The following is a 20,720-nucleotide window of genomic DNA, read 5'->3' on the forward strand; positions in this document are numbered from 1 at the left end:
GGCGGCGCGCTGTTGCAAACGCGGCGGAAAGCGGCGCAGGGGAGGGGAGGGACGGCCGAGGCCGCCGCCATGTCTAGACCTGACCCCAGGGGGCAGGGCTGGACATGGGGTGCTGCGGGGGGGCTTATTGCTGGTCGGGGACGGTGACCATCGGGCGCGTCGCCACGCCCGAGGCGACGGCCGCCAGCGCGACGGCCGGCGCGACGCGCTGCAGCAGGCGCGGGTCGAACGGCGACGGGATCAGTTGCAGCGGCGTCAGGGCGCTCTCGGTCTGGCCCGGCAGCGGCTCTTTCGCCAGTTGCGCGATGGCCCGCACGCAGGCCAGTTTCATTTCCTCGTTGATCGTGGTCGCGCCGACGTCGAGCGCGCCGCGGAAGATGTAGGGGAAGCACAGCACGTTGTTGATCTGGTTCGGGTAGTCCGAGCGGCCGGTGGCGACGATGGCGTCGGCGCGGGTGGCGTGGATCAGTTCCGGGGCGATTTCCGGGTTCGGGTTGGCCAGCGCGAAGATCAGCGGGTGGCCGGCCATCGATTCGACCATCGCCGCGCTGACCACGCCGCCCTTGGAGACGCCGATGAAGATGTCGGCGCCGACCATGGCGTCGGCCAGCGTGCGGTCGCCCGTGTCGTTGGCGTAGCGCGCCTTGTTCGCTTCCATGTCGGCGTCGCGGCCGGTGTAGATGACGCCCTGGCTGTCGCACACCTTGAGCAGTTGTTTGTTCAGGCCCAGCGACACCAGCAGGTCGAGGCAGGCGATGGCCGCCGCGCCCGCGCCCGAGACGGCCACGCGCACGGCGCCGATGTCTTTGCCGACCAGTTCCAGGCCGTTCAGGATGCCGGCGGCGACGATGATCGCGGTGCCGTGCTGATCGTCGTGGAAGACCGGGATGTTCATGCGCTGGCGCAGTTGCTGTTCGATGTAGAAGCAGTCCGGCGCCTTGATGTCTTCCAGGTTGATGCCGCCGAAGGTGGGCTCCATGCGCACGACGGTGTCGATGAACAGGTCGGGGTCGTTCTCGGCCAGTTCGATGTCGAAGACGTCGACGTCGGCGAATTGCTTGAACAGGCAGGCTTTGCCTTCCATGACCGGCTTGCTGGCCAGCGGGCCGATGTCGCCCAGGCCCAGCACGGCGGTGCCGTTGGTGATCACGGCCACCAGGTTGCCGCGCGACGTGTAGCGGCCGGCCGCGCGCGGGTCGTCGACGATGGCTTCGCAGGCGTAGGCCACGCCCGGCGAGTAGGCCAGCGTCAGCGCGCCGGCGTCGCCCAGCGGTTTGGTCGGCACGACCGAGATTTTGCCGGCGCGCGGCGCCGCATGGTAGGCCAGCGCGGCGTCTTTCAGGGACAGGGTCTCGGCGGCGGGGACGGCGTGCAGCTTGGTGTTGGATGTAGGCATGAGAATTCTGGTTGGCGGCGCGGAGCCGGGTTAAAATGAATGGTTTTGCAGTATTTTATGCAAGCGTTTGCACGCGATGTAATAAGGAATTTACCAGATAATCGGGGAAAGTAAATCCATTTCTTTGCGGGCGCTTACGCAAGCGCTTGCCTTGTTCCCCGGCGTTTTTTTGCCGGGTTTTTCGTTTATCGCCATTTGGGAGTGATATGACAAACAAAGCCGCCACGTTGAGCGACGTAGCCCGCGCCACCGGCGTGCACCTGTCGACCGTCTCGCGCGTGATGAATCCCGACACGCGCGGCATGGTCAGCGCCGAGGTGGCGAAACGCATCCTGGCGGAGGCGCGCCGGCTCGGCTACCGCGCCAACCGGGCCGCCTCGACGCTGGTCACGCGCAAGTCGAACATCATCGGCGTGGTGTTGCCCGACATCACCAATCCGGTGTTCCCGCCGATTCTGACGGGCATCGAGGAGGGCTTGCGCAAGCACGGCTACCAGGCCATCGTCGCCAACGTCGGCGCCGACGAGGAGGAGCAGCGCGTCGTCATCAACCTCTTGCTGGGTCAGCAGGTCGACGGCTTGATACTGGCGACGGCGCGGCGCCACGACCCGGTGGTCAAGATGTGCGTCGAGCAGCGCGTGCCGCTGGTGACGGTGAACCGGCGCGACGAGACGGGCACGGCGTCCTGCGTCATCAGCGACGACGGCCACGGCATGCGCCTGGCGGTGCAGCATTTGCTGGCATTGGGGCACCGCCACATCGGCCACATCGCCGGGCTCGATTCGCTGTCGACCGGGCATTTCCGCCGCCTGGGCTTTCTGGCGGCGGTCGAGGCCAGCGGCATCGACCCGCGCCAGGTGGCCGTGTGCGAGAGCAGCGGCCATACGCGCGAGTGCGGCAAGGCGGCGCTGCTGGAGTTGCTGCGGCGCGCGCCGCTGACGACGGCGGTGGTGACCGGCAACGACCTGGTGGCGATCGGCTGCTACGACGCGCTGGCGGAGCTGGGCCTGCGCTGCCCCGAGGACCTTTCCATCGTCGGCCACAACGACGTGCCCTTCATGGATATGGTGCGGCCGCCCCTGACGACGGTGCGCATCCGTCACCACGGCATGGGCGTCGAGGCGGCGCGGCTGATTTTGCAGACCATAGAGCGGCGCGACGCGCCCGTGCTCGACATCCGTTTGAAACCGGAACTGGTGGTCAGGGAGTCGAGCGCCGCGCCGCAACTGCGCTGATCATGGGCAGCTTGGCTAGCGTGTCGGCGCTGTCCGGCGCACGGTCGCCGGCGCGTGGCCTATGGTTAGGAGACTACATCAAAATCACGTCGTACTGTTCCTGGTGGTAGGTGTTCTCGACCTGTAGCGAGATCTTCTTGCCGACGAAGTCGCCCAGCATCGCCAGGTGCTGCGACTCCTCTTCCAGGAACAGGTCGACCACCTCCTGCGAGGCGAGGATGCGGAATTCGCGCGGGTTGAACTGTTTCGCCTCGCGCAGCAGCTCGCGCAGGATTTCATAGCAGATCGTGCGCGAGGTCTTGACCTGGCCCTTGCCGGCGCAGGCCGGGCAGGGTTCGCACAGGATGTGGGCCAGCGATTCGCGCGTGCGCTTGCGCGTCATCTCGACCAGGCCCAGCGCCGAGAAATTGCTGACCGATACCTTGGTGCGGTCGCGCGACAGCGTCTTCTTCAGCTCGGCCAGCACGGCGTTGCGGTGCTCGGCGTTGTCCATGTCGATGAAGTCGAGGATGATGATGCCGCCCAGGTTGCGCAGGCGCAGCTGGCGGGCGATGGCGTGCGCCGCCTCCAGGTTGGTCTTGAAGATGGTGTCGGCGAAGTTGCGCCCGCCGACGAAGCCGCCGGTGTTGACGTCGATCGTCGTCATCGCCTCGGTCTGGTCGACGATCAGGTAGCCGCCCGACTTCAGGTCGACGCGCCGGCCCAGCGCCCGCAAAATCTCTTCCTCGACGCCGTACAGGTCGAACAGCGGGCGCTCGCCCGTGTAGTGCTGCAGGCGCGTCAGTTCGCTCGGCGTGTAGGCCTGGGCGAATTCGCGCAGCTTGACGTAGTTTTCCCGCGAGTCGACCTGGATCGTCGCCGTCTCGTCGTGGACGAAGTCGCGCAGCACGCGCTGGGCCAGGTTCAAGTCCTGGTGCAGCAGGCTGGTGGCCGGGCGGGTCTTGGCGCCGTGGGTGATGGCGCTCCAGGTCTTGCGCAGGTAGTCGACGTCGGAGGCGAGGTCGGCGTCGGAGGCGTCCTCGGCCATCGTGCGCACGATGTAGCCGCCTTTTTCTTCGGCCGGCAGCATGCCCTGCAGGCGGCTGCGCAGCAGTTCGCGTTCCGCCTCCTTTTCGATTTTCTGCGAGATGCCGATGTGGCAGTCCTGCGGCAGGTAGACCAGCATGCGGCCAGCGATGGAAATCTGGGTCGACAGGCGGGCGCCCTTGGTGCCGATCGGGTCCTTGATGACCTGCACCGTCAGCACCTGGCCGTCGAAGAGGATTTTTTCGATCGGCGCCGGCGTGGCGTTGCCGCCGTCGTGGCTGCGCGCTTCCCAGATGTCGGCCACGTGCAGGAAGGCGGCGCGCTCCAGGCCTATGTCGATGAAGGCCGACTGCATGCCGGGCAGCACCCGCACCACTTTGCCGGAGTAGACGTTGCCGGCCAGGCCGCGCGTCAGTGTGCGCTCGATGTGCAGCTCTTGCACGGCGCCCTGGACGATCAGGGCGACCCGGGTTTCTTGCGGGGTGATGTTGATGAGGATGTCTTCGTTCATGCTTCTGGGCTGCCGACAGGTGGGAGGGAAGGGCGAACGACGATCATACGCTATTGCCGCTTGCTTAAGGGGCCGGGAACGGCAAAACCCGGGCGCGGGCGCGAGGCCGGCGCGGCGGCGCCGCTCCGGCCCCGGTTTACGGCAGGGCCAGGCCGGCCTGGCGCAGCAGTTGCGCCGTCTCGAACAGGGGCAGGCCCATGATGCCGGAGTGGCTGCCTTCGATGTGTTCGACGAACAGCGCGGCGCTGCCCTGGATGCCGTAGCCGCCGGCCTTGTCGTATGGTTCCATCGTCGCGCAGTAGGCGGCGATCGAGGCCGCCGACAGCACGCCGAAGCGCACCTGCGACACCTGGGTGACGCTTTCGGCCATGCCGGTGTGGTGGACGGCGACGGCGGTCAGCACTTCGTGGGTGCGGCCCGACAACTGCTGCAGCATGGCGGCGGCCTCGGCGCGGTCGGCCGGCTTGCCGAGGATGACGCCGTCGATGGTGACGGTGGTGTCGGCCGCCAGCACGGGGCGCGGGCGCAGGTGGCGGCGCCGCACCAGGTCCCAGGCGTAGGCGGCTTTTTCATTGGCGACGCGGGCCACGTAGTCGAGCGCGCTCTCGCCGGGATGGACGGTTTCGGTGACGTCGGCGCCGCGCGGGCCGTCGCTGCGCAGCAGCAGCAGTTCGAAGTCGACGCCGATCTGGCGCAGCAGTTCGCGCCGTCGCGGGCTTTTCGACGCCAGGTAAATTTTCGTGTCGGCCTGTTTCATCGTATTTTCTTGGGGAAGCCCATATGCGATCTCAGACGCGATGATAGGGGTGGTTTTGGGTGATCGACCAGGCGCGGTAGAGCTGTTCGGCGAGCAGCACGCGCACCATGCCGTGCGGCAGGGTCATGCTGGAGATGCGGATCAGGCCCTCGGCGCGGGCTTTCAGGTCCGGGTCGAGGCCGTCGGCGCCGCCGATCAGGAAGGCCGTGTCGCGGCCGTCCTGCTGCCACTGCATCAGCTGCTGCGACAGGCCGACGCTGGTCAGGTCCTTGCCGCGCTCGTCGAGCGCGATGATGCGCACGCCCTTCGGCAGCGCCTGCTCGATGCGCTCGCGTTCGAGCGCCATCGCGGTGGCGGCGGTCTTGCTGCCGGAGCGTTCGACCGGCTTGATTTCCTTGAGCACGACGCGGCATTCGGGCGGCATGCGCTTCGCGTATTCGGCGAAGCCCGTCTCTATCCACGCCGGCATCTTGTGGCCGACCGCAGCGATGATGAGCTGCATGCGGCCTTACTCGGCGACTTTTTTGATGCGCTTGATGACGGTTTTGGCTGGCGCCGCGTCCGCTGCCACTTTCGGCGCCTTGGCCGCTTTCGGTGCCGGCGCTTTCGGCGGCAGCGCTTTCAGGGCCTTGACGGCGGCCGCTTCGGTTTTCGTCGGCGCGACCTTGACGGTTTTGCCGACGGCTTTCGAGGCCGGCGCTTTTTTCGCCGCCGGCGCCTTGGCCTTCGCCGCGGTGGTGCCGGCGGCCGCTTTCTTGGCCGGTTTCTTCTCGATCACGGGGGCCGTCTCGACTTTGGCTTTGCTGGCCGCCAGGTGGCTGCCGGTTTTCTTCGGCGCTTCTTCGCCTTCGCTGGCGGTGCGCTTCGAGGCCAGGCGTTTCGCGGCGCCCAGTTTCACCGGCTTTTCGCCCCAGATCTCTTCCAGGCGGTAGTAGGCGCGGATAGGCGCCTGCATGATATGGACGATCATGTCGCCGAGGTCGACCAGCACCCATTCGCCGGTGTCTTCGCCTTCGACGCCGATGATGTCGCCGCCGGCTTCCTTGACCTTGTCGCGCACCGAGGCGGCCAGCGCCTTGGTCTGGCGGTTCGAGGTGCCGGAGACGATGGCGATGCGGTCGAACAGGCTGGTCAGGTGGGCCGTTTCAAATACGGCGATGTCCTGGCCTTTGACGTCTTCAAGGGCGTCGACGACGAGAGTTTGTAATTTTTTGATGTCCATTTAGCTTTTGTATAGATTATGTTGTTCAATATAGTCTAGCACTAGCGGGGAGATAAGCGAGTTTGCCGTCGCGCCCCGTTGTAATGCCGCACGTATTTGGGTGGCGGAGATATCCACCGCGAAGTCCTGTGCCAGATAAGTCAGACCGTGCGGCGTGTTGCGGATGTGTTCCAGGGTGCCCAGGCGGCGCGCGAACGCGTCCGCCACCGCCTGCGGCATCCCCGGCCCGTCCAGCGCGAAGCCCGCTCGGGCCGCCACGCAGAAGTGGGCGAAATCAAATAACTGTTGCCAGTCGCGCCAGGTGTCGAGGCGCCGCAGCTGGTCGGCGCCCATCAGGAACACCAGCGAGGCTTGCGGGCCGAACTCGGCGCGCAACTGGCGCAGCGTGTCGATCGAGTAGGTCGGCGCGGCGCGCTCGATTTCCTGGCAGTCGACGACGACCGGCACGGTCAGGCCGGCGAAGGCCAGGCGCACCATCTCGGCGCGCTGCTCCGGGCTGGCCGTGACGGCCTCCTTCTGCCACGGCGCGCCGGCCGGGATCACGCGCAACTGGTCCACCTGCAGCTGCGCGGCGAAATAGCTGCCGAGCGCGACGTGGCCCTTGTGCACCGGATCGTAGCTGCCGCCGAGCAGCGCGACGCATACCGTCACGCCTGCAGCCAGTCGCGGTGGACCAGGAAGTCCGTGTACAGGGCCGCTTCCGGGCTGCCCGCCTCGGGCTGCCAGTCGTAGCGCCATTTGACCAGCGGCGGCATGGACATCAGGATCGCCTCGGTGCGGCCGCCCGACTGCAGGCCGAACAGCGTGCCGCGGTCGAACACCAGGTTGAACTCGACGTAGCGGCCGCGCCGGTAGGCCTGGAAGTCGCGTTCGCGCTCGCCATACGGCATATCCTTGCGGCGCGCCAGGATAGGCAGGTAGGCGTCGACGAAGCTGTCGCCGACGCTGCGCGTCATGGCGAAGCTCGGTGCGAAGCCGGGGGCGTTGAAGTCGTCGAAGAAGATGCCGCCGACGCCGCGCGGCTCGCGCCGGTGCTTCAGGTAGAAGTAGTCGTCGCACCAGGTCTTGAAGCGGGCGTGCAGGTCGTCGCCGAAGGGCGCGACGGCGGCGTGGCAGCTCTGGTGGAAATGCCGCGCGTCCTCGGCGTAGCCGTAGTAGGGCGTCAGGTCCATGCCGCCGCCGAACCACCAGACCGGCTCGCCGCTGGCCTTGGTGGTGGAAAAGAAGCGCACATTCATGTGCACGGTCGGCGCGTGCGGATTGCGCGGATGCAGCACCAGCGACACGCCCATCGCCTCCCAGGCGCGGCCGCCCAGCTCGGGCCGTCCGGCCGCGGCCGACGGCGGCAGGCTGGCGCCCGTCACGTGCGAGAAGTTGACGCCGCCCCGTTCCAGCGCATGGCCTTCCTCGATCACGCGCGAGATGCCGCCGCCGCCCTCGGGGCGCTGCCAGGCGTCGCGCAGGAAGGGCTTGCCGTCCAGCGTTTCGAGCGCCTGCACGATGCGTTCCTGCAGGTCGAGCAGATAGGCCTTGACGGCGGCGGGGGAAGGGGATGACGACATTGCGCGCTGGAATAAAAAATTTGAGGCTGGATTGTACCCTGTCGCGCGTTTTTGTGATAGCAAAATGACGGGGCCGGCGGCGCCGCGCAAAGTCGAAGGGGCGAATTGAGCGGATGCAGCCATCATGCCCCCGGTAGCGTCCTGTTTGCCGCATGCGTTTCTATATTGCAACCGCAGTAAAATTGTTATTTTGGTAGTGTTGCTTTTTTACTAGTTGCGCGATAGTATTGTTTCGGTGCCGAAATTATAACTTTGCAGCCCTTGCCCGGAAAGGCAGGATGTTCACGCTTTTTTTGCCTTGCCGGGCGAGCCACGGGATTTGTCCAGCGGTTTTTGGAGGAGGATGGTTCCGGGACTGCGGGTAGGCGCACCAAGTGTTGTTAATTCAATAATTAAATTTAACTTACCAAGGAAATTGCAATGCAAGAAATGACTTTGAGCGAGATTGAACAGGTTTCCGCTGCCGGCGTCTCCGGCGTATTCATCGGCACGGTGGGCGGCTCGATTGTTGGTGCTGCCATTGGCGCGGGCATGGGTGGCGTGGCCGGCGCGATGATTGGTTATCGCTATGGCCGCATGATTGGCGGCGCGGTGGGCGGCTACATGCAGCAGCATGCATCGAATTAATCTGGTATAAGATGAAAAAGGTGCGTGCAGTGCGGCGTAAAAATGCCCGCACCTTTTTCTAAGGCTATGGGAGCTTACTATGCTTGTTTACATCAAAGAGATGGCGATCAAGGCAAAAAAATCACCGTTATTTCCGGGTATTTTGATCGTTTCCGTATTCGATGTCATCTTGCTGATATTGCTGACCGTTAAAGGGCCTGCTTAGGCCCCGGACGGCGTGCAACAGCGGCCCTGACTCAGGCGCGCCCGCGCCCGGCATCTGCGCCGAACGGCTGGCCGGGACATGCCCGATATTGCCCGTCGCGCCGCCATTCTTCCCCACACATCAACAGTAGCAAGGTCCACACCCGTTCAGGTCATTGCCGCCCGCGTCCGGCGGCGTCGTTGCGCTCCCCCGCAGAGGGGGAGCGGGCCGGGCTTAATGTTTCAGGCCGCGCCAGCCGATGTCGCGGCGGAACTGGGCGCCGTCGAAGTGGATCTTGTCGACGGTTTCGTAAGCCACTTTCTGCGCCATCCTGACGCTGTCGCCGAGGCCGACGACGCACAGCACGCGCCCGCCGTTGGTGTAGAGCTTGCCGTCGGCTTCGCGCGTGCCGGCGTGGAAGGTCACCGAATCGGCCGTCTCGGCGGGAATGCTGCCGATCTGCGCGCCCTTGAGCGGGGCGTCCGGATAGCCGGCGGCGGCCATGACGACGCCGACGGCCGTGCGGCGGTCCCATTCCAGCTCGACGGCGTCGAGCGTGCCGTTGACGGCGTGCTCCATCACCGTGACGAGGTCGGTTTTCAGGCGCGCCATGATGGGCTGGGTTTCCGGGTCGCCCATGCGGCAGTTGAATTCCAGCGTCTTCGGGTTGCCCTTGTCGTCGATCATCAGGCCGGCGTACAGGAAGCCGGTGAAGGTGATGCCGTCCTTGGCCATGCCGGCGATGGTCGGGTTGATGATTTCGCGCATCACGCGGGCGTGCATGGCCGGCGTGACGATGGGCGCCGGCGAATACGCGCCCATGCCGCCCGTGTTCGGGCCTTCGTCGTTGTCCTTCAGGCGCTTGTGGTCCTGGCTGGTGGCCAGCGGCAGCACGTTCTTGCCGTCGCACATGACGATGAAGCTGGCCTCCTCGCCGGCGAGGAATTCCTCGATGACGATGCGGGCGCCGGCGTCGCCGAACTGGTTATCGGAGAGCATCATGTCGACGGCCTGGTGGGCTTCCTCCAGGCTCATCGCCACGACCACGCCCTTGCCGGCGGCCAGGCCGTCGGCCTTGATGACGATGGGCGCGCCCTGGGCGTCGACGTAGGCGTGCGCCGGGGCCGCCTCGGAAAAGGTCTGGTACAGGGCCGTCGGGATGCCGTGGCGCTGCATGAATGCCTTGGCGAAATCCTTCGACGACTCCAGTTGCGCCGCCTCCTTGCTGGGGCCGAAGATCTTCAGGCCGCGCGAGCGGAACAGGTTGACGATGCCGGCCGCCAGCGGCACTTCCGGGCCGACCACGGTCAGGCCGATGTGCTCGGCGACGACGAAGTCGGCCAGCGCGTCGAGGTCGCCGATGTCGAGGTTGACCAGGCGCGCGTCGCGCGCCGTGCCGCCGTTGCCGGGCGCCACATACACCATCTGTATGCGCTCCGATTGCGCCAGTTTCCAGGCCAGTGCGTGTTCGCGGCCGCCAGAGCCGACTACCAAAATTTTCATAAGAACCGTTCGTTCAGTTGGGGCGCGGGCGGCGGGGCCGCCCGCGGTAGTTCGTCGATTAGTCTTCGATCAGCGCGTTCGAGAACACTTCCTGGACGTCGTCCAGGTTTTCCAGCGCGTCCAGCAATTTTTGCATCTTCATGCCTTCCTCGCCGCTGAAGACGGTTTCGGTGGCGGGCTTCATGATGATCTCGGCCACCTCGGCCTTGAAGCCGGCTTTCTCCAGCGCGTCCTTGACGTTGGCGAAGTCGTGCACGGCGCACAGCACCTCGAAGCCGCCCTCGTCGTCGGTGACGACGTCTTCGGCGCCGGCCTCCAGCGCCGCCTCCATCAGCGTGTCCTCGCTGGTGCCGGGGGCGAACAGGAACTGGCCGCAATGCTGGAACATGAAGGCGACCGAGCCCTCGTTGCCCATATTGCCGCCGAACTTGGAGAAGGCGTGGCGCACCTCGGCCACCGTGCGCACCCGGTTGTCGGTCATGCACTCGACGATGATGGCGGCGCCGCCGATGCCGTAGCCCTCGTAGCGCACCTCCTCGTAGTTGGCGCCGTCGACGCCGCCGCTGCCGCGGGTGATCGCGCGCTGCACGTTATCCTTCGGCATATTGGCGTCGGCCGCCTTGTCGACGGCCAGCCGCAGGCGCGGATTGGCGGCGATGTCGCCGCCGCCCATGCGCGCGGCGACCGTGATTTCCTTGATCAGGCGCGTCCAGATCTTGCCGCGTTTAGCATCCGTCGCGGCCTTCTTGTGTTTGATATTGGCCCATTTACTATGTCCAGCCATGGCGAATCTTCCTTAGACGGTGTGCAATTGTGGCCGATATTTTACCATATTGGCATGCCGAAAATCCCCCTTCGCCCGCCTGGGGCGCCGCGCTCGAGTGCGCGCGCGCAACGCCGCAGCCGGGGACAGACCACGATTGCAGCACAGCCGGGGACAGACCACGATTTTCGGGTAATGCATTACCCGAAAATCGTGGTCTGTCCCCGGCTGTCAGCGGTGTTTCGTTTTTGCCTTTACAATCAAGGCATGAGTACAAGTCCCGCCAGCCCGCCCCAGCATTCTCTTCCACGTTCGGCATATCTCGGCGGCTTGTCCATCGCCGTCGGCGGCGCGGTATTGTTTTCCACCAAGGCCATCGTCGCCAAGTTGTTGTACCGCTATCACATCGACGCCGTCACGCTGATCGCCTTCCGCATGTTGTTTTCGCTGCCCGTGTTCGCCGCCGTGGCGCTGTGGAAGATGCGCACCGAGGCGCCGCTGGCCGCCGGCGACCGCTGGCGCATCGCCGGCCTCGGCCTGGTCGGCTATTATCTGTCGAGCTTTCTCGATTTCCTCGGGCTGCAATACATCTCGGTCGGGCTGGAGCGCCTGATCTTGTTCCTGACGCCCACCTTCGTGCTGTTCATCACGACGGTGTTCCTGAAGCAGCACATCAGCCGCAAGCAGTGGCTGGCGCTGGCCGCCTCCTATTGCGGCATCGTGCTGGTGTTCGTGCACGATTTGCGGGGCGGCGCCAGCAATGTGGCGCTCGGTTCGCTGCTGGTGCTGGGCTCGGCCAGCGCCTATGCCGTCTACCTGCTGGGCTCGGGCGAACTGGTCAAGCGCATCGGCTCGCTGCGCCTGGTGGCGTATGCGATGTGTGTGTCGACGCTGGCCTGCCTCGCCCAGTTTTTCCTGCTGCGCCCGGCCGCGCTGCTGATCCAGCCGCTGCCGGTGTATGGCTTGTCGCTGCTGAACGGGATTTTTTGCACGGTGATGCCGGTCTTTATGACGATGACGGCGGTGGCGCGCATCGGCGCGGCCACGGCCTCGCAGGCCGGCATGATCGGCCCCGTGTCGACGCTGTTCCTCGGCGCGCTGATTCTCGGCGAGCCGATCACGAATTGGCAGTTGGCCGGCACCGCGCTGGTGCTGGCCGGTATCTACATGCTGTCGAAAAAATAAACCTATGCCTTGCACTGTTACGGATCCCCCCATGAGCCCGCGTATTGCCCTGATTGCCCACGATAAGAAAAAAGACGACATGATCGCGCTGGCCGCGGTGTACCTGGATTTTCTGCGCACCTGCACGCTGTCGGCCACCGGCACCACGGGCGCGCGCCTGATCAAGGAGCTGGGCCTGGTCGTCGAGCGCAAGCATTCGGGGCCGTTCGGCGGCGATTTGCAGATCGGCTCGATGCTGGTCGAGGGCCAGATCGATTGCGTGATCTTCCTGCGCGACCCGATGACGCCGCAGCCGCACGAGCCCGACATCAACGCGCTGGTGCGCGCCTGCGACGTGCACAACGTGGCCTGCGCCACCAATGTGGCGTCGGCCCATCTGCTGCTGTCGCAACTGGTGGCGCGCGCCGCGCCGTCCGCTTAATTTTTCATTCACCCATAAGGCAAGCTCATGGTAAAAGCAATCAGGATGTCCAGGACCGGCGGGCCGGAAGTGATGGAGTATGTCGACGTCGAGCTGGCGCCGCCCGGTCCCGGCGAGGCAAGGGTGCGGCACGAGGCGATCGGCCTGAATTTCATTGATGTGTATTTCCGCAGCGGCCTGTATCCGCAGCCCTTGCCGGGCGGCCTGGGCATGGAGGGCGCCGGCGTCGTCGAGGCCGTCGGCGCCGGCGTCACCGAGTTCGAGGTGGGCGACCGCGTCGCCTACGCCAGCCGGCCGAACGGCGCCTACGCGCAGGCGCGCAATGTGCCGGCGGCCGTGCTGCTGGCGCTGCCGCAGGCGATCGGTTTCGACACGGCGGCCGCCATGATGTTGCAGGGGATGACGGTGCAGTATTTGCTGAACCGCACGGTGCCGCTGAAGGCCGGCGACACGGTGCTGTTCCACGCGGCCGCCGGCGGCGTCGGGCTGATCGCCTGCCAGTGGGCCAGGGCGCTGGGCGTGACCCTGATCGGCACGGTCGGCTCGGACGCCAAGGCGGCGCTGGCCAAGGCCAATGGCGCCGCCCACGTCATCAACTACAACACGGAAAATTTCGTCGAGCGGGTCCGCGAGATCACCGGCGGCAAGGGCGTGCGGGCCGTCTACGATTCGATCGGCAAGGACACCTTTATCGGCTCGCTGGACTGTCTGGCGCCGCTGGGCACGATGGTCAGCTTCGGCAACGCCTCCGGGCCGGTGCCGCCGTTTTCGCTGGGCGAGCTGGCCTCGCGCGGCGCGCTGTTCATCACCCGTCCGGCGCTGTTCAGCTACACCTCCACGCGCGCCGACCTGGAGGCCACGGCGGCCTCGCTGTTCGACGTCGTCGCCAGCGGCGCCGTCAAGATCGACATCCGCCAGCGGTATAATCTGGCCGATGTGGGGCAAGCCCATATCGCGCTGGAGTCGCGCGCGACCAGCGGCTCGTCCATTTTATTACCCTAGGAAATATGAACGATACCAAAGAAGACGATGTGCCGGCGCGCGAAACCGGCGACGGCAGGCCGAAATTCGGCCGCCTCTTGATTGTGCTGGCGCTGGCGGTGATGCTGATCGGCGCGCTCACGCTGTCGGCCGAGGCCCTGTACTCCTGAGGCCCGGCGCCGCGGGCCGCCACCGGCGGCCCCGGCCTTCACTCCAGTTTCAGGTCGACGCGGTGCGGCACGCCGCTCTGGCCGGGGAAACCGGCGAAGGCGCTGGCCACCAGGGCCGGCATGACGAGCGGCGTGGCCGCCTTGCGGCTGGTGTTTTGCACGGTGACGTCAAACAGCTTCTTGCCGTCGGCCATGTTGATGCTCAGCTGCAGCTGGCGCTCGTAGTTGTGGCGTATGTTTTCGCGCAAGTCCATCGGGCCGTACAGGAAGGGGTCGTAGAAATAGGGCCGGAAGCCGTACCAGCGCGCCTGACCCCAGTAGCCGTAGCGGCTCGGCCAGTAGCCCGGCCCGCCCCAGAACGGGTCCATCGACTCGATCACGCGCACCGGCCGGTCGGTGGTCGAGAAGCGCATCGCCACCCGCAGTTTCGCCGCGTCCTGGCTGGCCGCCTCGCTGAAGCCGAGCTTGCCCAGTTCGCCGCGCACCAGGTTCAGGTAGCTGCGGTATTCCAGGGTGTCCTCTTCGGCCGGGGGCGCCTGGAAGACATAGGATTTGTCCGGCAACTGCGCCGGCCACTCGTGGAAGGCCGTGACGTCGCTGCGGATCGTGGTGGCGCAGCCGGCCAGAAGCAGGCTCATGGCGGCGGCCAGGATGGCGAGGTATTTCATCGCATTGATCTCCCACAAAAAATTGGCAATCTCTATCAACAGTTTACGTCCGGACAGGGGGCGCCGCTTGATTATTACAGATTGTTACCCCCGGCGCTGCCCGGAGAGAAGATTCAGCCGCGCACCGGTCCGGTATTGGTAAAATAGGATTTTGCTCACGCTCCCACCCAAATCCCTATGCGCACAGACAGCCCTCAGACGATTTACCGCAAAAATTACACCCCGCCAAGTTTTCTGGTCGAGAGCGTGGAGCTGGGTTTCGATCTCGACCCCGCCCGCACGATCGTCGCCAACCGCATCAAGCTGGTGCGCAACCGGGACGGCAAACATAGCGACATCGAACTGCACGGCGAGCACATCGAACTGGTGGGCGTGCGCATGAACGGCAAGCGCCTGAAGCCGGGCCAGTACACGCTGAGCGAGCACGGCCTGACGATACGCAAGGCGCCCGCCAAGGTGACGCTGGACATCGAAACCGTCCTGGCGCCGCAGGAGAACACCTCGCTGTCCGGCTTGTACGTGTCGAACGGCAACTTCTTCACCCAGTGCGAGGCCGAGGGCTTCCGCCGCATCACCTTCTTCCCCGACCGTCCCGACGTGATGGCCAAGTACACGGTGATGCTGCGCGCCGACAAGGAAAAATTCCCCGTGCTGCTATCGAACGGCAACCTGATCGAACAGGGCGAGCTCGGCGACGGCCGCCACTACGCCAAGTGGGAAGATCCGTTCAAGAAGCCGTCCTACCTGTTCGCGCTGGTGGCGGCGCGCCTGGTGTGCCAGGAAGAGCGCTACACGCTGCAATCGGGCCGCGAAGTGCTGCTGCAGGTGTGGGTCGAAGAGGGCAACCTCGACAAGACCGACTACGCGATGCAGTCGCTGAAGAACAGCATACGCTGGGACGAGCAGCGTTTCGGCCTGGAGCTGGACCTGGACCGCTTCATGATCGTCGCCGTGGGCGACTTCAACATGGGCGCGATGGAAAACAAGGGCCTGAACATCTTCAACACGAAGTATGTGCTGGCCAACCCGCGCGTGGCCACCGACGTCGACTACGCCGGCATCGAGGCCGTGGTCGGCCACGAGTACTTCCACAACTGGACCGGCAACCGCGTCACCTGCCGCGACTGGTTCCAGCTGTCGCTGAAAGAGGGCCTGACCGTGTTCCGCGACCAGGAGTTCTCGGCCGACATGATAGGCACCGACACGGGCCGCGCCGTCACCCGCATCGACCAGGTGCGCACGCTGCGCCAGGCCCAGTTCCCCGAGGACGCCGGCCCGATGGCGCATCCGGTGCGGCCCGACTCCTTCGTCGAGATCAACAACTTCTACACCGTCACGATCTATGAAAAGGGCGCCGAGGTCGTGCGCATGATGCAAACCCTGGTCGGGCGCGACGGCTTCCGCAAGGGCATGGACCTGTATTTCGCGCGCCACGACGGCCAGGCCGTGCAGTGCGACGACTTCCGCGCCGCGATGGCCGACGCCAACGGCCGCGACCTGAAGCAGTTCGAGCGCTGGTACAGCCAGGCCGGCACGCCGGTCGTGAAGGCCGTCACGCAGTATGACGCGGCCGCGCAGACCTACCACATCACGCTGGCGCAAAGCTGCCCGGACACGCCGGGCCAGACGGCCAAGCTGCCTTTCCACATCCCCGTCGCGGTCGGCCTGCTGGGCGCCGACGGCAAGGACCTGCCGCTGTACACGGACGGCGCGGCCGGCCAGGGCACGGTGGTGCTGGAGCTGACCGAGGCGACGCAGACCTTCCACTTCAGCGGCGTGGCGCAGCGGCCGACGCCGTCGCTGCTGCGCGACTTCTCCGCGCCGGTGGTGCTCGACTACGACTATAGCGACGCCGAACTGTTGCACCTGTTCAGCCACGACAGCGACCCCGTCAACCGCTGGGAAGCGGGCCAGCGCCTGGCCATGGCGCGCCTGCTGAAACTGACGGCCGACGTCGGCGCCGGCGCGCCGCTGGCGCTGGACGCCACCTTCATCGCCGCCCAGCGCGCGCTGCTGACGGACGCCACGCTCGACGCCGCCTTCCGCGAGCTGGCGCTGATCCTGCCGTCGGAAACCATCATCGCCGAACGGATGGAGGTGGTCGACCCACAGGCGATCCACACGGCGCGCCAGTTCATGCGCCGCAGCATCGCCGCCGCGCTCAAGCCGGAGCTGCTGGCCCAGTACCAGGCCAACCAGACGCCGGGCGCGTACAGCCCGGACGCGCAATCGGCCGGCAAGCGCGCGCTGAAAAACCTGGCGCTGGCCTACCTGCTGATCGCGCCGCAGGCGGCCGAGCTGGAACTGGCGCAGCGCCAGTTCGACGCGGCCGACAACATGACCGACCGTGCCGCCGCGCTGGCGGCGCTGATCCACTCGGGCGCGCCGGACGGCGCCGCCAGCGCGTTGAAGAGCTACTTCGCCGACTTCGAGCACGAGGCGCTGGTCATCGACAAATGGTTCGCCATGCAGGCCGGCGCGCCGGGCACCGACGTGGCGGCCGTGCGCAAGCTGATGACGCATCCGGCCTTCACGCTGAAAAATCCGAACCGCGCGCGCAGCCTGATCTTCAATTTCTGCGGCGGCAATCCGTCGCAGTTCCACGCGGCCGACGGCAGCGGCTACGCCTTCTGGGCCGAGCAGGTGATCGCGCTCGACGCGCTGAACCCGCAGGTGGCGGCGCGGCTGGCGCGCAGCATGGACCGCTGGCGCCGTTACGTGCCGGCGCTGCAGGCGCACATGAAGGCGGCGCTGGAGCGGGTGGCCGGCAGCGCCAGCCTGTCCAACGACGTGCTCGAAGTCGTCAGCAAGGCCTTGGCCAACTAGTACGCCACACCATATTCAATACACAAAGGGAAGTCATGAAACGCATCAGCCTCACGCAATATCTGGTCGAAGAACAACGCTCGCACAACAGCATCCCGGCCGAATTGCGCCTGCTGATCGAAGTCGTCGCACGCGCCTGCAAAACCATCAGCCACTCGGTCGGCAAGGGCGCGCTGGGCGACATTCTGGGCAGCGCCAACACGGAAAACATCCAGGGCGAAGTGCAAAAGAAACTCGACGTGATTTCGAACGAAATCCTGCTTGAGGCGAACGAGTGGGGCGGCCACCTGGCGGCGATGGCCTCGGAAGAGATGGAATCGATCCACCCGATCCCGAACCGCTATCCGAAGGGCGAATACATGCTGCTGTTCGACCCGCTCGACGGCTCCAGCAACATCGACGTCAACGTCTCCATCGGCACCATCTTCTCGGTGCTGAAGGCGCCCGATGGCATGGGCGAGCCGACCGAGCAGGACTTCATGCAGGCCGGCAGCAAGCAGGTCGCCGCCGGCTACGCCGTGTACGGCCCGCAGACCATGCTGGTGCTCACCACCGGCAACGGCGTGAACTGCTTCACGCTGGACCGCGAGATGGGTTCCTGGGTTCTGACGCAGAGCAAAATGCAGATTCCGGCGGCGACCAAGGAATTCGCCATCAACGCGTCCAACGCGCGCCACTGGCACGAGCCCGTCAAGCGCTACGTCGACGAGCTGCTGGCCGGCGCCGAAGGCGCGCGCGGCACCAACTTCAACATGCGCTGGATCGCCTCGATGGTGGCCGACGTGCACCGCATCCTGAACCGCGGCGGCATCTTCATGTACCCGGCCGACCTGCGCGACACCTCGATGCCGGGCAAGCTGCGCCTGATGTACGAAGCCAATCCGATGGCCTTCATCGTCGAGCAGGCCGGCGGCGCGGCCACCGACGGCAAGAACCGCATCATGGACATCGAACCGCACAAGCTGCACCAGCGCGTGCCGGTTTTCCTCGGCTCGAAAGACGAAGTGGTGCGCGTGACCAGCTACCACCAAGCCTGATCGCGTGCGGCTTGCGGCGCCTTTTTTTGGGGCGCCAAAAATATTTTCTAAAAAAGTGGTTTTTGCCCTAGTAAAATTTCAGGGTTCTTTGTTAGAATACGCGTCTTCGCCGTTGTAGCTCAGTTGGTAGAGCAGCACATTCGTAATGTGAAGGTCGCCAGTTCGATTCCGGCCAACGGCACCAAGTTTCATCAGAAAGCCCGCTCCCTGTAAAGGTCGGCGGGTTTTTTGTTTTCCGGCCCGCTTTCCGGGTGTGGCAAAATCTGCGCCTATCCTATATTCCCAGGCAATCCATCATGAAAAGTAGTTCATCAGGCGGCCTTGTGTATTCCACCGATGCCGGCCGCATGTGCCCAGAGTGCCGGCGCGCCATTGCGCAGTGCGTCTGCAAGGCCGGCGCCAGGGCGGCGCCCGCCGGCGACGGCGTGGTGCGCGTGTCGCTGCAAACCAAGGGGCGGGGCGGCAAGTGTGTGACCCTGGTCAAGGGCGTGGCGCTCGACGCGCCCGCGCTGGCCGTGCTGGGCAAGCAGTTGCGCGCCGCCTGCGGTTCCGGCGGAACCGTCAAGGACGGCGTGATTGAGGTGCAGGGCGACCATTGCGAGACGGTGATGGCGGCCCTGGGCAAGCAGGGCCATCGCGTCAAGCGCGCCGGCGCCTGATCTTCGGCGGGCCGGGCGCCCGCCGCGGCTTAGAAGGTGTAGGCGACGCCCGTGATCACGATGGGGCTGACTTTGCGCTGCGTCAGCGGGCTGCTGGCGGCGTCGCCGACCAGGCCGGTGACGCCCAGCGTGCCGCGCAGCGACCACGATTTGCTGAGCGTGCGCTCCCAGTTGATGCTGGTGTTGACCGTCTCGAAGCCGGCCTTGGCCGTCTTCTGGCGGTAGCCGGATGTGAGGCTCTGCGCCGCCGTCACGCCGAAGTAGGTTTGCGCATGCTTGGCGTCGCCGTATTCGGCCGACGCGCTCCAGCTGATTTTGTCCGTGGCCGTTTGGTACAGCGGCGCCGACACGCCGAAGGTGTAGGTGCTGCCGTTTTTCCTCCGGCTCAGGGACTGGCTGGTGCCGGCGCTCAGGTCGAACACGCCGAGGCGGGCGCTGGCGCTCAGGTTCAGCAGCGCGGAGCCGTCGACCTTGCCCATGCCCTTGAAGGCGTCCGAGCCGTAGAAGGCGTTTTCCTTGTGATCGGGGCGCGCGCCGCCATAGCCCAGCGCGGCGCTGACGTTCACGCCGCCGACCGTGCGCTGGTAGCCGATGCCGCGCGAAGTGCCGACGAAGATGCCGTTGCCGAAGTGCGCCTCGGCGATCGGCAGCGGCACGACGCGGGTTTTTTTCGCCCCCGCATATTCGGGCAGGGTGGCCAGGCCGAGGCCGACGATGAAGGTCGCCGCCGGCGCGGTCGCGGCGGCCGGGGCCGCTGCCAGCCTGGCCGGCGGCGCTTCGGCGGCGACGCCTGCGCTGGCCAGGGTGCTAAGTGAAAGGAAGAGGGTGGTCAGGGTGCGCGGCATACATAGTCCTAGTCTGGAATGATGGATTGGATCGTGGCGAACGGAATACGGCGACGACGGCGCGAAGTGTCGCAACGTTTCCTCAGAAACACTATCTGCTTGTGCGAAGCACTGTATGGGGGGCTGTTGGGGGGCGTATTGCGCTACTTCGCATGTCATATTTCATGCGGAAGCGGAAATGGCGGGTAAAAATCGCCCGTAAAGCGATGGGCGAAGTGTTTTAAGCGGCTTGCTGCGCCGCGGCGGCGCCGACGAATTGGCGGATGAAGTCGATAAACAGGCGCACCTTGGCGGGCACGTGGCTGGTGTTCGGGTACAGCGCGAACACGCCCTGCATCGGCAGGCGGTAGCCGGGGAACAGCACCTGCAGGCGCCCCTGCGCCAGGTCCTCGCCGACCATCCACGCCGGCAGCACGGCGACGCCGCAGCCGGCCAGCGCAAAGCCGTGCAGCGCCGACGCCGTGTCGGCCTGGATCGCGCCGCCGACGGCCAGCGTCGCCGTCGCGCCGTCGGGCGCCTTGAAGGGCCACTGGCGGGGACCGTTCAGGCGGCTGTGGCTGAGCCATTCCAGCGCGCCGGGCGCGTCCGGCGACGACGGCGCGCCGCAGCCTTGCAGATAGGCGGGCGCGGCCACCGGCAGGATGGCGTAGCTCTGGATCAGGCTGGCGCGGTGGTTGGAGTCGTCCAGCGTGCCGAGGCGTATCGCCACGTCGAAACGCTCGGAGATCAGGTCGGCGTGCAGCGACGACGAGACGAAGTCGACCCTCAAGCCCGGGTGCCGGCGGCGGAAGGCGGCCAGCGCGGGGACGACGACGCGGTTGCCGTATTCCACCGTCGAGGTCACGCGCAAGGTGCCGCCCAGCGTGGTGTGGCCGGAGCGGGCGTGGGCGACGGCCGTCTCCGCCTCCCGCAGCAGCCTGACGCAATCGCGGTAGAACTGTTCGCCCACCTCCGTCAACGCCAGACGCCGCGTGCTGCGCGTGAGCACGGCCACGCCCAGCTCGGCTTCGAGTTCCTTGATCTGCAGGCTGACCATGGCCTTGGTGTGGCCCAGCGCGGCCGCCGCGGCGGTGAAGGAGCCCGTGTCGACGACGGCGACGAGGGTGGCAAGGCGGTTCAGATTCAGCACGGCGGACTCCACT

21 protein-coding genes, 1 tRNA gene and 1 pseudogene are annotated in these 20,720 nt (G+C 65.9%); 11 read left to right on the forward strand and 12 right to left on the reverse strand.

The features are described 5' to 3' along the window. Positions 1-148: 148 nt before the first annotated feature. A pseudogene (locus OIK44_RS15050) lies at positions 149-1,396 on the reverse strand (malic enzyme-like NAD(P)-binding protein); the annotation flags it as partial. 206 nt (positions 1,397-1,602) lie between these two features. On the opposite strand from OIK44_RS15050, the gene OIK44_RS15055 reads away from it, so the two are divergent. Beyond that, the gene (locus OIK44_RS15055) at positions 1,603-2,631 is read left to right on the forward strand and encodes a LacI family DNA-binding transcriptional regulator (RefSeq protein ID WP_273671746.1); all 1,029 of its coding nucleotides are present in this window, start codon (positions 1,603-1,605) and stop codon (positions 2,629-2,631) included. 73 nt (positions 2,632-2,704) lie between these two features. Here OIK44_RS15055 and rng read toward each other — a convergent pair whose 3' ends face one another. The 6 genes from rng to hemF form a co-directional block, all read right to left on the reverse strand. Next, positions 2,705-4,168: a ribonuclease G gene (rng, locus tag OIK44_RS15060; protein WP_273671748.1), complete on the reverse strand. Its 1,464-nt coding sequence runs from the start codon at positions 4,166-4,168 to the stop codon at positions 2,705-2,707. A 136-nt stretch (positions 4,169-4,304) separates the two neighbouring features. Further along, entirely contained in the window at positions 4,305-4,925 is a 621-nt protein-coding gene (locus OIK44_RS15065) for a Maf family protein (protein ID WP_273671749.1), read from the reverse strand. Positions 4,926-4,956: 31 nt separating this feature from the next. Further along, a complete protein-coding gene (gene rlmH / locus OIK44_RS15070; protein WP_273671750.1) occupies positions 4,957-5,427 on the reverse strand; it encodes a 23S rRNA (pseudouridine(1915)-N(3))-methyltransferase RlmH in 471 nt (156 codons plus the stop codon). A gap of 6 nt (positions 5,428-5,433) precedes the next feature. Next, positions 5,434-6,147 (reverse strand): ribosome silencing factor, encoded by a 714-nt coding sequence (gene rsfS, locus OIK44_RS15075; RefSeq protein WP_273671751.1) that lies wholly within the window; start codon positions 6,145-6,147, stop codon positions 5,434-5,436. Next, positions 6,148-6,798 carry a nicotinate-nucleotide adenylyltransferase gene (locus tag OIK44_RS15080; RefSeq protein WP_273671752.1) on the reverse strand — a complete coding sequence of 217 codons (651 nt, stop codon included), beginning with the start codon at positions 6,796-6,798 and terminating at the stop codon, positions 6,148-6,150. Beyond that, positions 6,795-7,709, reverse strand: coding sequence for an oxygen-dependent coproporphyrinogen oxidase (gene hemF, locus OIK44_RS15085; protein ID WP_273671754.1), 915 nt, complete (start codon positions 7,707-7,709; stop codon positions 6,795-6,797). Before hemF ends, OIK44_RS15080 begins: the two co-directional genes overlap by 4 nt. Positions 7,710-8,129: 420 nt before the next feature. Between hemF and OIK44_RS15090 the strand changes: the two genes are divergently transcribed. Together OIK44_RS15090 and OIK44_RS15095 are read left to right on the forward strand one after the other, a co-directional pair. Further along, positions 8,130-8,336: a hypothetical protein gene (locus OIK44_RS15090; protein ID WP_273671755.1), complete on the forward strand. Its 207-nt coding sequence runs from the start codon at positions 8,130-8,132 to the stop codon at positions 8,334-8,336. A gap of 79 nt (positions 8,337-8,415) precedes the next feature. Further along, positions 8,416-8,541 (forward strand): hypothetical protein, encoded by a 126-nt coding sequence (locus OIK44_RS15095; protein ID WP_273671758.1) that lies wholly within the window; start codon positions 8,416-8,418, stop codon positions 8,539-8,541. A gap of 213 nt (positions 8,542-8,754) precedes the next feature. On the opposite strand, the gene purD is transcribed toward OIK44_RS15095, so the two are convergent. Further along, the gene (gene purD, locus OIK44_RS15100; protein WP_273671759.1) at positions 8,755-10,023 is read right to left on the reverse strand and encodes a phosphoribosylamine--glycine ligase; all 1,269 of its coding nucleotides are present in this window, start codon (positions 10,021-10,023) and stop codon (positions 8,755-8,757) included. 58 nt (positions 10,024-10,081) lie between these two features. After that, entirely contained in the window at positions 10,082-10,807 is a 726-nt protein-coding gene (locus OIK44_RS15105; protein WP_273671761.1) for a YebC/PmpR family DNA-binding transcriptional regulator, read from the reverse strand. A gap of 246 nt (positions 10,808-11,053) precedes the next feature. Here OIK44_RS15105 and OIK44_RS15110 point away from each other — a divergent pair, with 246 nt between their 5' ends. The 4 genes from OIK44_RS15110 to OIK44_RS15125 are packed head-to-tail and all read left to right on the forward strand — an operon-like array spanning position 11,054 to position 13,543. Beyond that, entirely contained in the window at positions 11,054-11,971 is a 918-nt protein-coding gene (locus OIK44_RS15110) for a DMT family transporter (RefSeq protein ID WP_273671763.1), read from the forward strand. Positions 11,972-12,002: 31 nt separating this feature from the next. Further along, positions 12,003-12,392: a methylglyoxal synthase gene (locus OIK44_RS15115; protein WP_273671764.1), complete on the forward strand. Its 390-nt coding sequence runs from the start codon at positions 12,003-12,005 to the stop codon at positions 12,390-12,392. Between the two features lie 27 nt (positions 12,393-12,419). Then, positions 12,420-13,394, forward strand: a complete 975-nt coding sequence (locus tag OIK44_RS15120; protein WP_273671765.1) for a quinone oxidoreductase family protein — start codon at positions 12,420-12,422, stop codon at positions 13,392-13,394. A 5-nt stretch (positions 13,395-13,399) separates the two neighbouring features. Further along, positions 13,400-13,543 (forward strand): hypothetical protein, encoded by a 144-nt coding sequence (locus OIK44_RS15125; protein ID WP_273671767.1) that lies wholly within the window; start codon positions 13,400-13,402, stop codon positions 13,541-13,543. A gap of 38 nt (positions 13,544-13,581) precedes the next feature. Here OIK44_RS15125 and OIK44_RS15130 read toward each other — a convergent pair whose 3' ends face one another. Then, complete coding sequence (locus OIK44_RS15130) at positions 13,582-14,211, reverse strand: DUF4136 domain-containing protein (RefSeq protein ID WP_273671769.1); 630 nt, start codon at positions 14,209-14,211, stop codon at positions 13,582-13,584. A 177-nt stretch (positions 14,212-14,388) separates the two neighbouring features. On the opposite strand from OIK44_RS15130, the gene pepN reads away from it, so the two are divergent. The 4 genes from pepN (at position 14,389) to OIK44_RS15150 (ending at position 18,733) form a co-directional block, all read left to right on the forward strand. After that, on the forward strand, positions 14,389-17,037 hold the full coding sequence (pepN, locus tag OIK44_RS15135; RefSeq protein ID WP_273671771.1) for an aminopeptidase N: 2,649 nt from the start codon (positions 14,389-14,391) through the stop codon (positions 17,035-17,037). A gap of 35 nt (positions 17,038-17,072) precedes the next feature. After that, positions 17,073-18,074: a class 1 fructose-bisphosphatase gene (locus tag OIK44_RS15140; RefSeq protein ID WP_273671772.1), complete on the forward strand. Its 1,002-nt coding sequence runs from the start codon at positions 17,073-17,075 to the stop codon at positions 18,072-18,074. Between the two features lie 108 nt (positions 18,075-18,182). Beyond that, a tRNA-Thr gene (locus OIK44_RS15145) sits at positions 18,183-18,258 on the forward strand. A 112-nt stretch (positions 18,259-18,370) separates the two neighbouring features. Further along, on the forward strand, positions 18,371-18,733 hold the full coding sequence (locus OIK44_RS15150) for a translation initiation factor Sui1 (RefSeq protein WP_273671774.1): 363 nt from the start codon (positions 18,371-18,373) through the stop codon (positions 18,731-18,733). A 29-nt stretch (positions 18,734-18,762) separates the two neighbouring features. Here OIK44_RS15150 and OIK44_RS15155 read toward each other — a convergent pair whose 3' ends face one another. Together OIK44_RS15155 and OIK44_RS15160 are read right to left on the reverse strand one after the other, a co-directional pair. After that, the gene (locus tag OIK44_RS15155; RefSeq protein WP_273671776.1) at positions 18,763-19,578 is read right to left on the reverse strand and encodes a MipA/OmpV family protein; all 816 of its coding nucleotides are present in this window, start codon (positions 19,576-19,578) and stop codon (positions 18,763-18,765) included. A gap of 220 nt (positions 19,579-19,798) precedes the next feature. Next, positions 19,799-20,707 carry a LysR family transcriptional regulator gene (locus OIK44_RS15160; RefSeq protein WP_273671778.1) on the reverse strand — a complete coding sequence of 303 codons (909 nt, stop codon included), beginning with the start codon at positions 20,705-20,707 and terminating at the stop codon, positions 19,799-19,801. Between the last annotated feature and the right edge of the window lie 13 nt (positions 20,708-20,720).

Origin of the sequence: Janthinobacterium fluminis, from assembly GCF_028595325.1 — a bacterium.
Classification (GTDB): domain Bacteria; phylum Pseudomonadota; class Gammaproteobacteria; order Burkholderiales; family Burkholderiaceae_D; genus Janthinobacterium; species Janthinobacterium fluminis.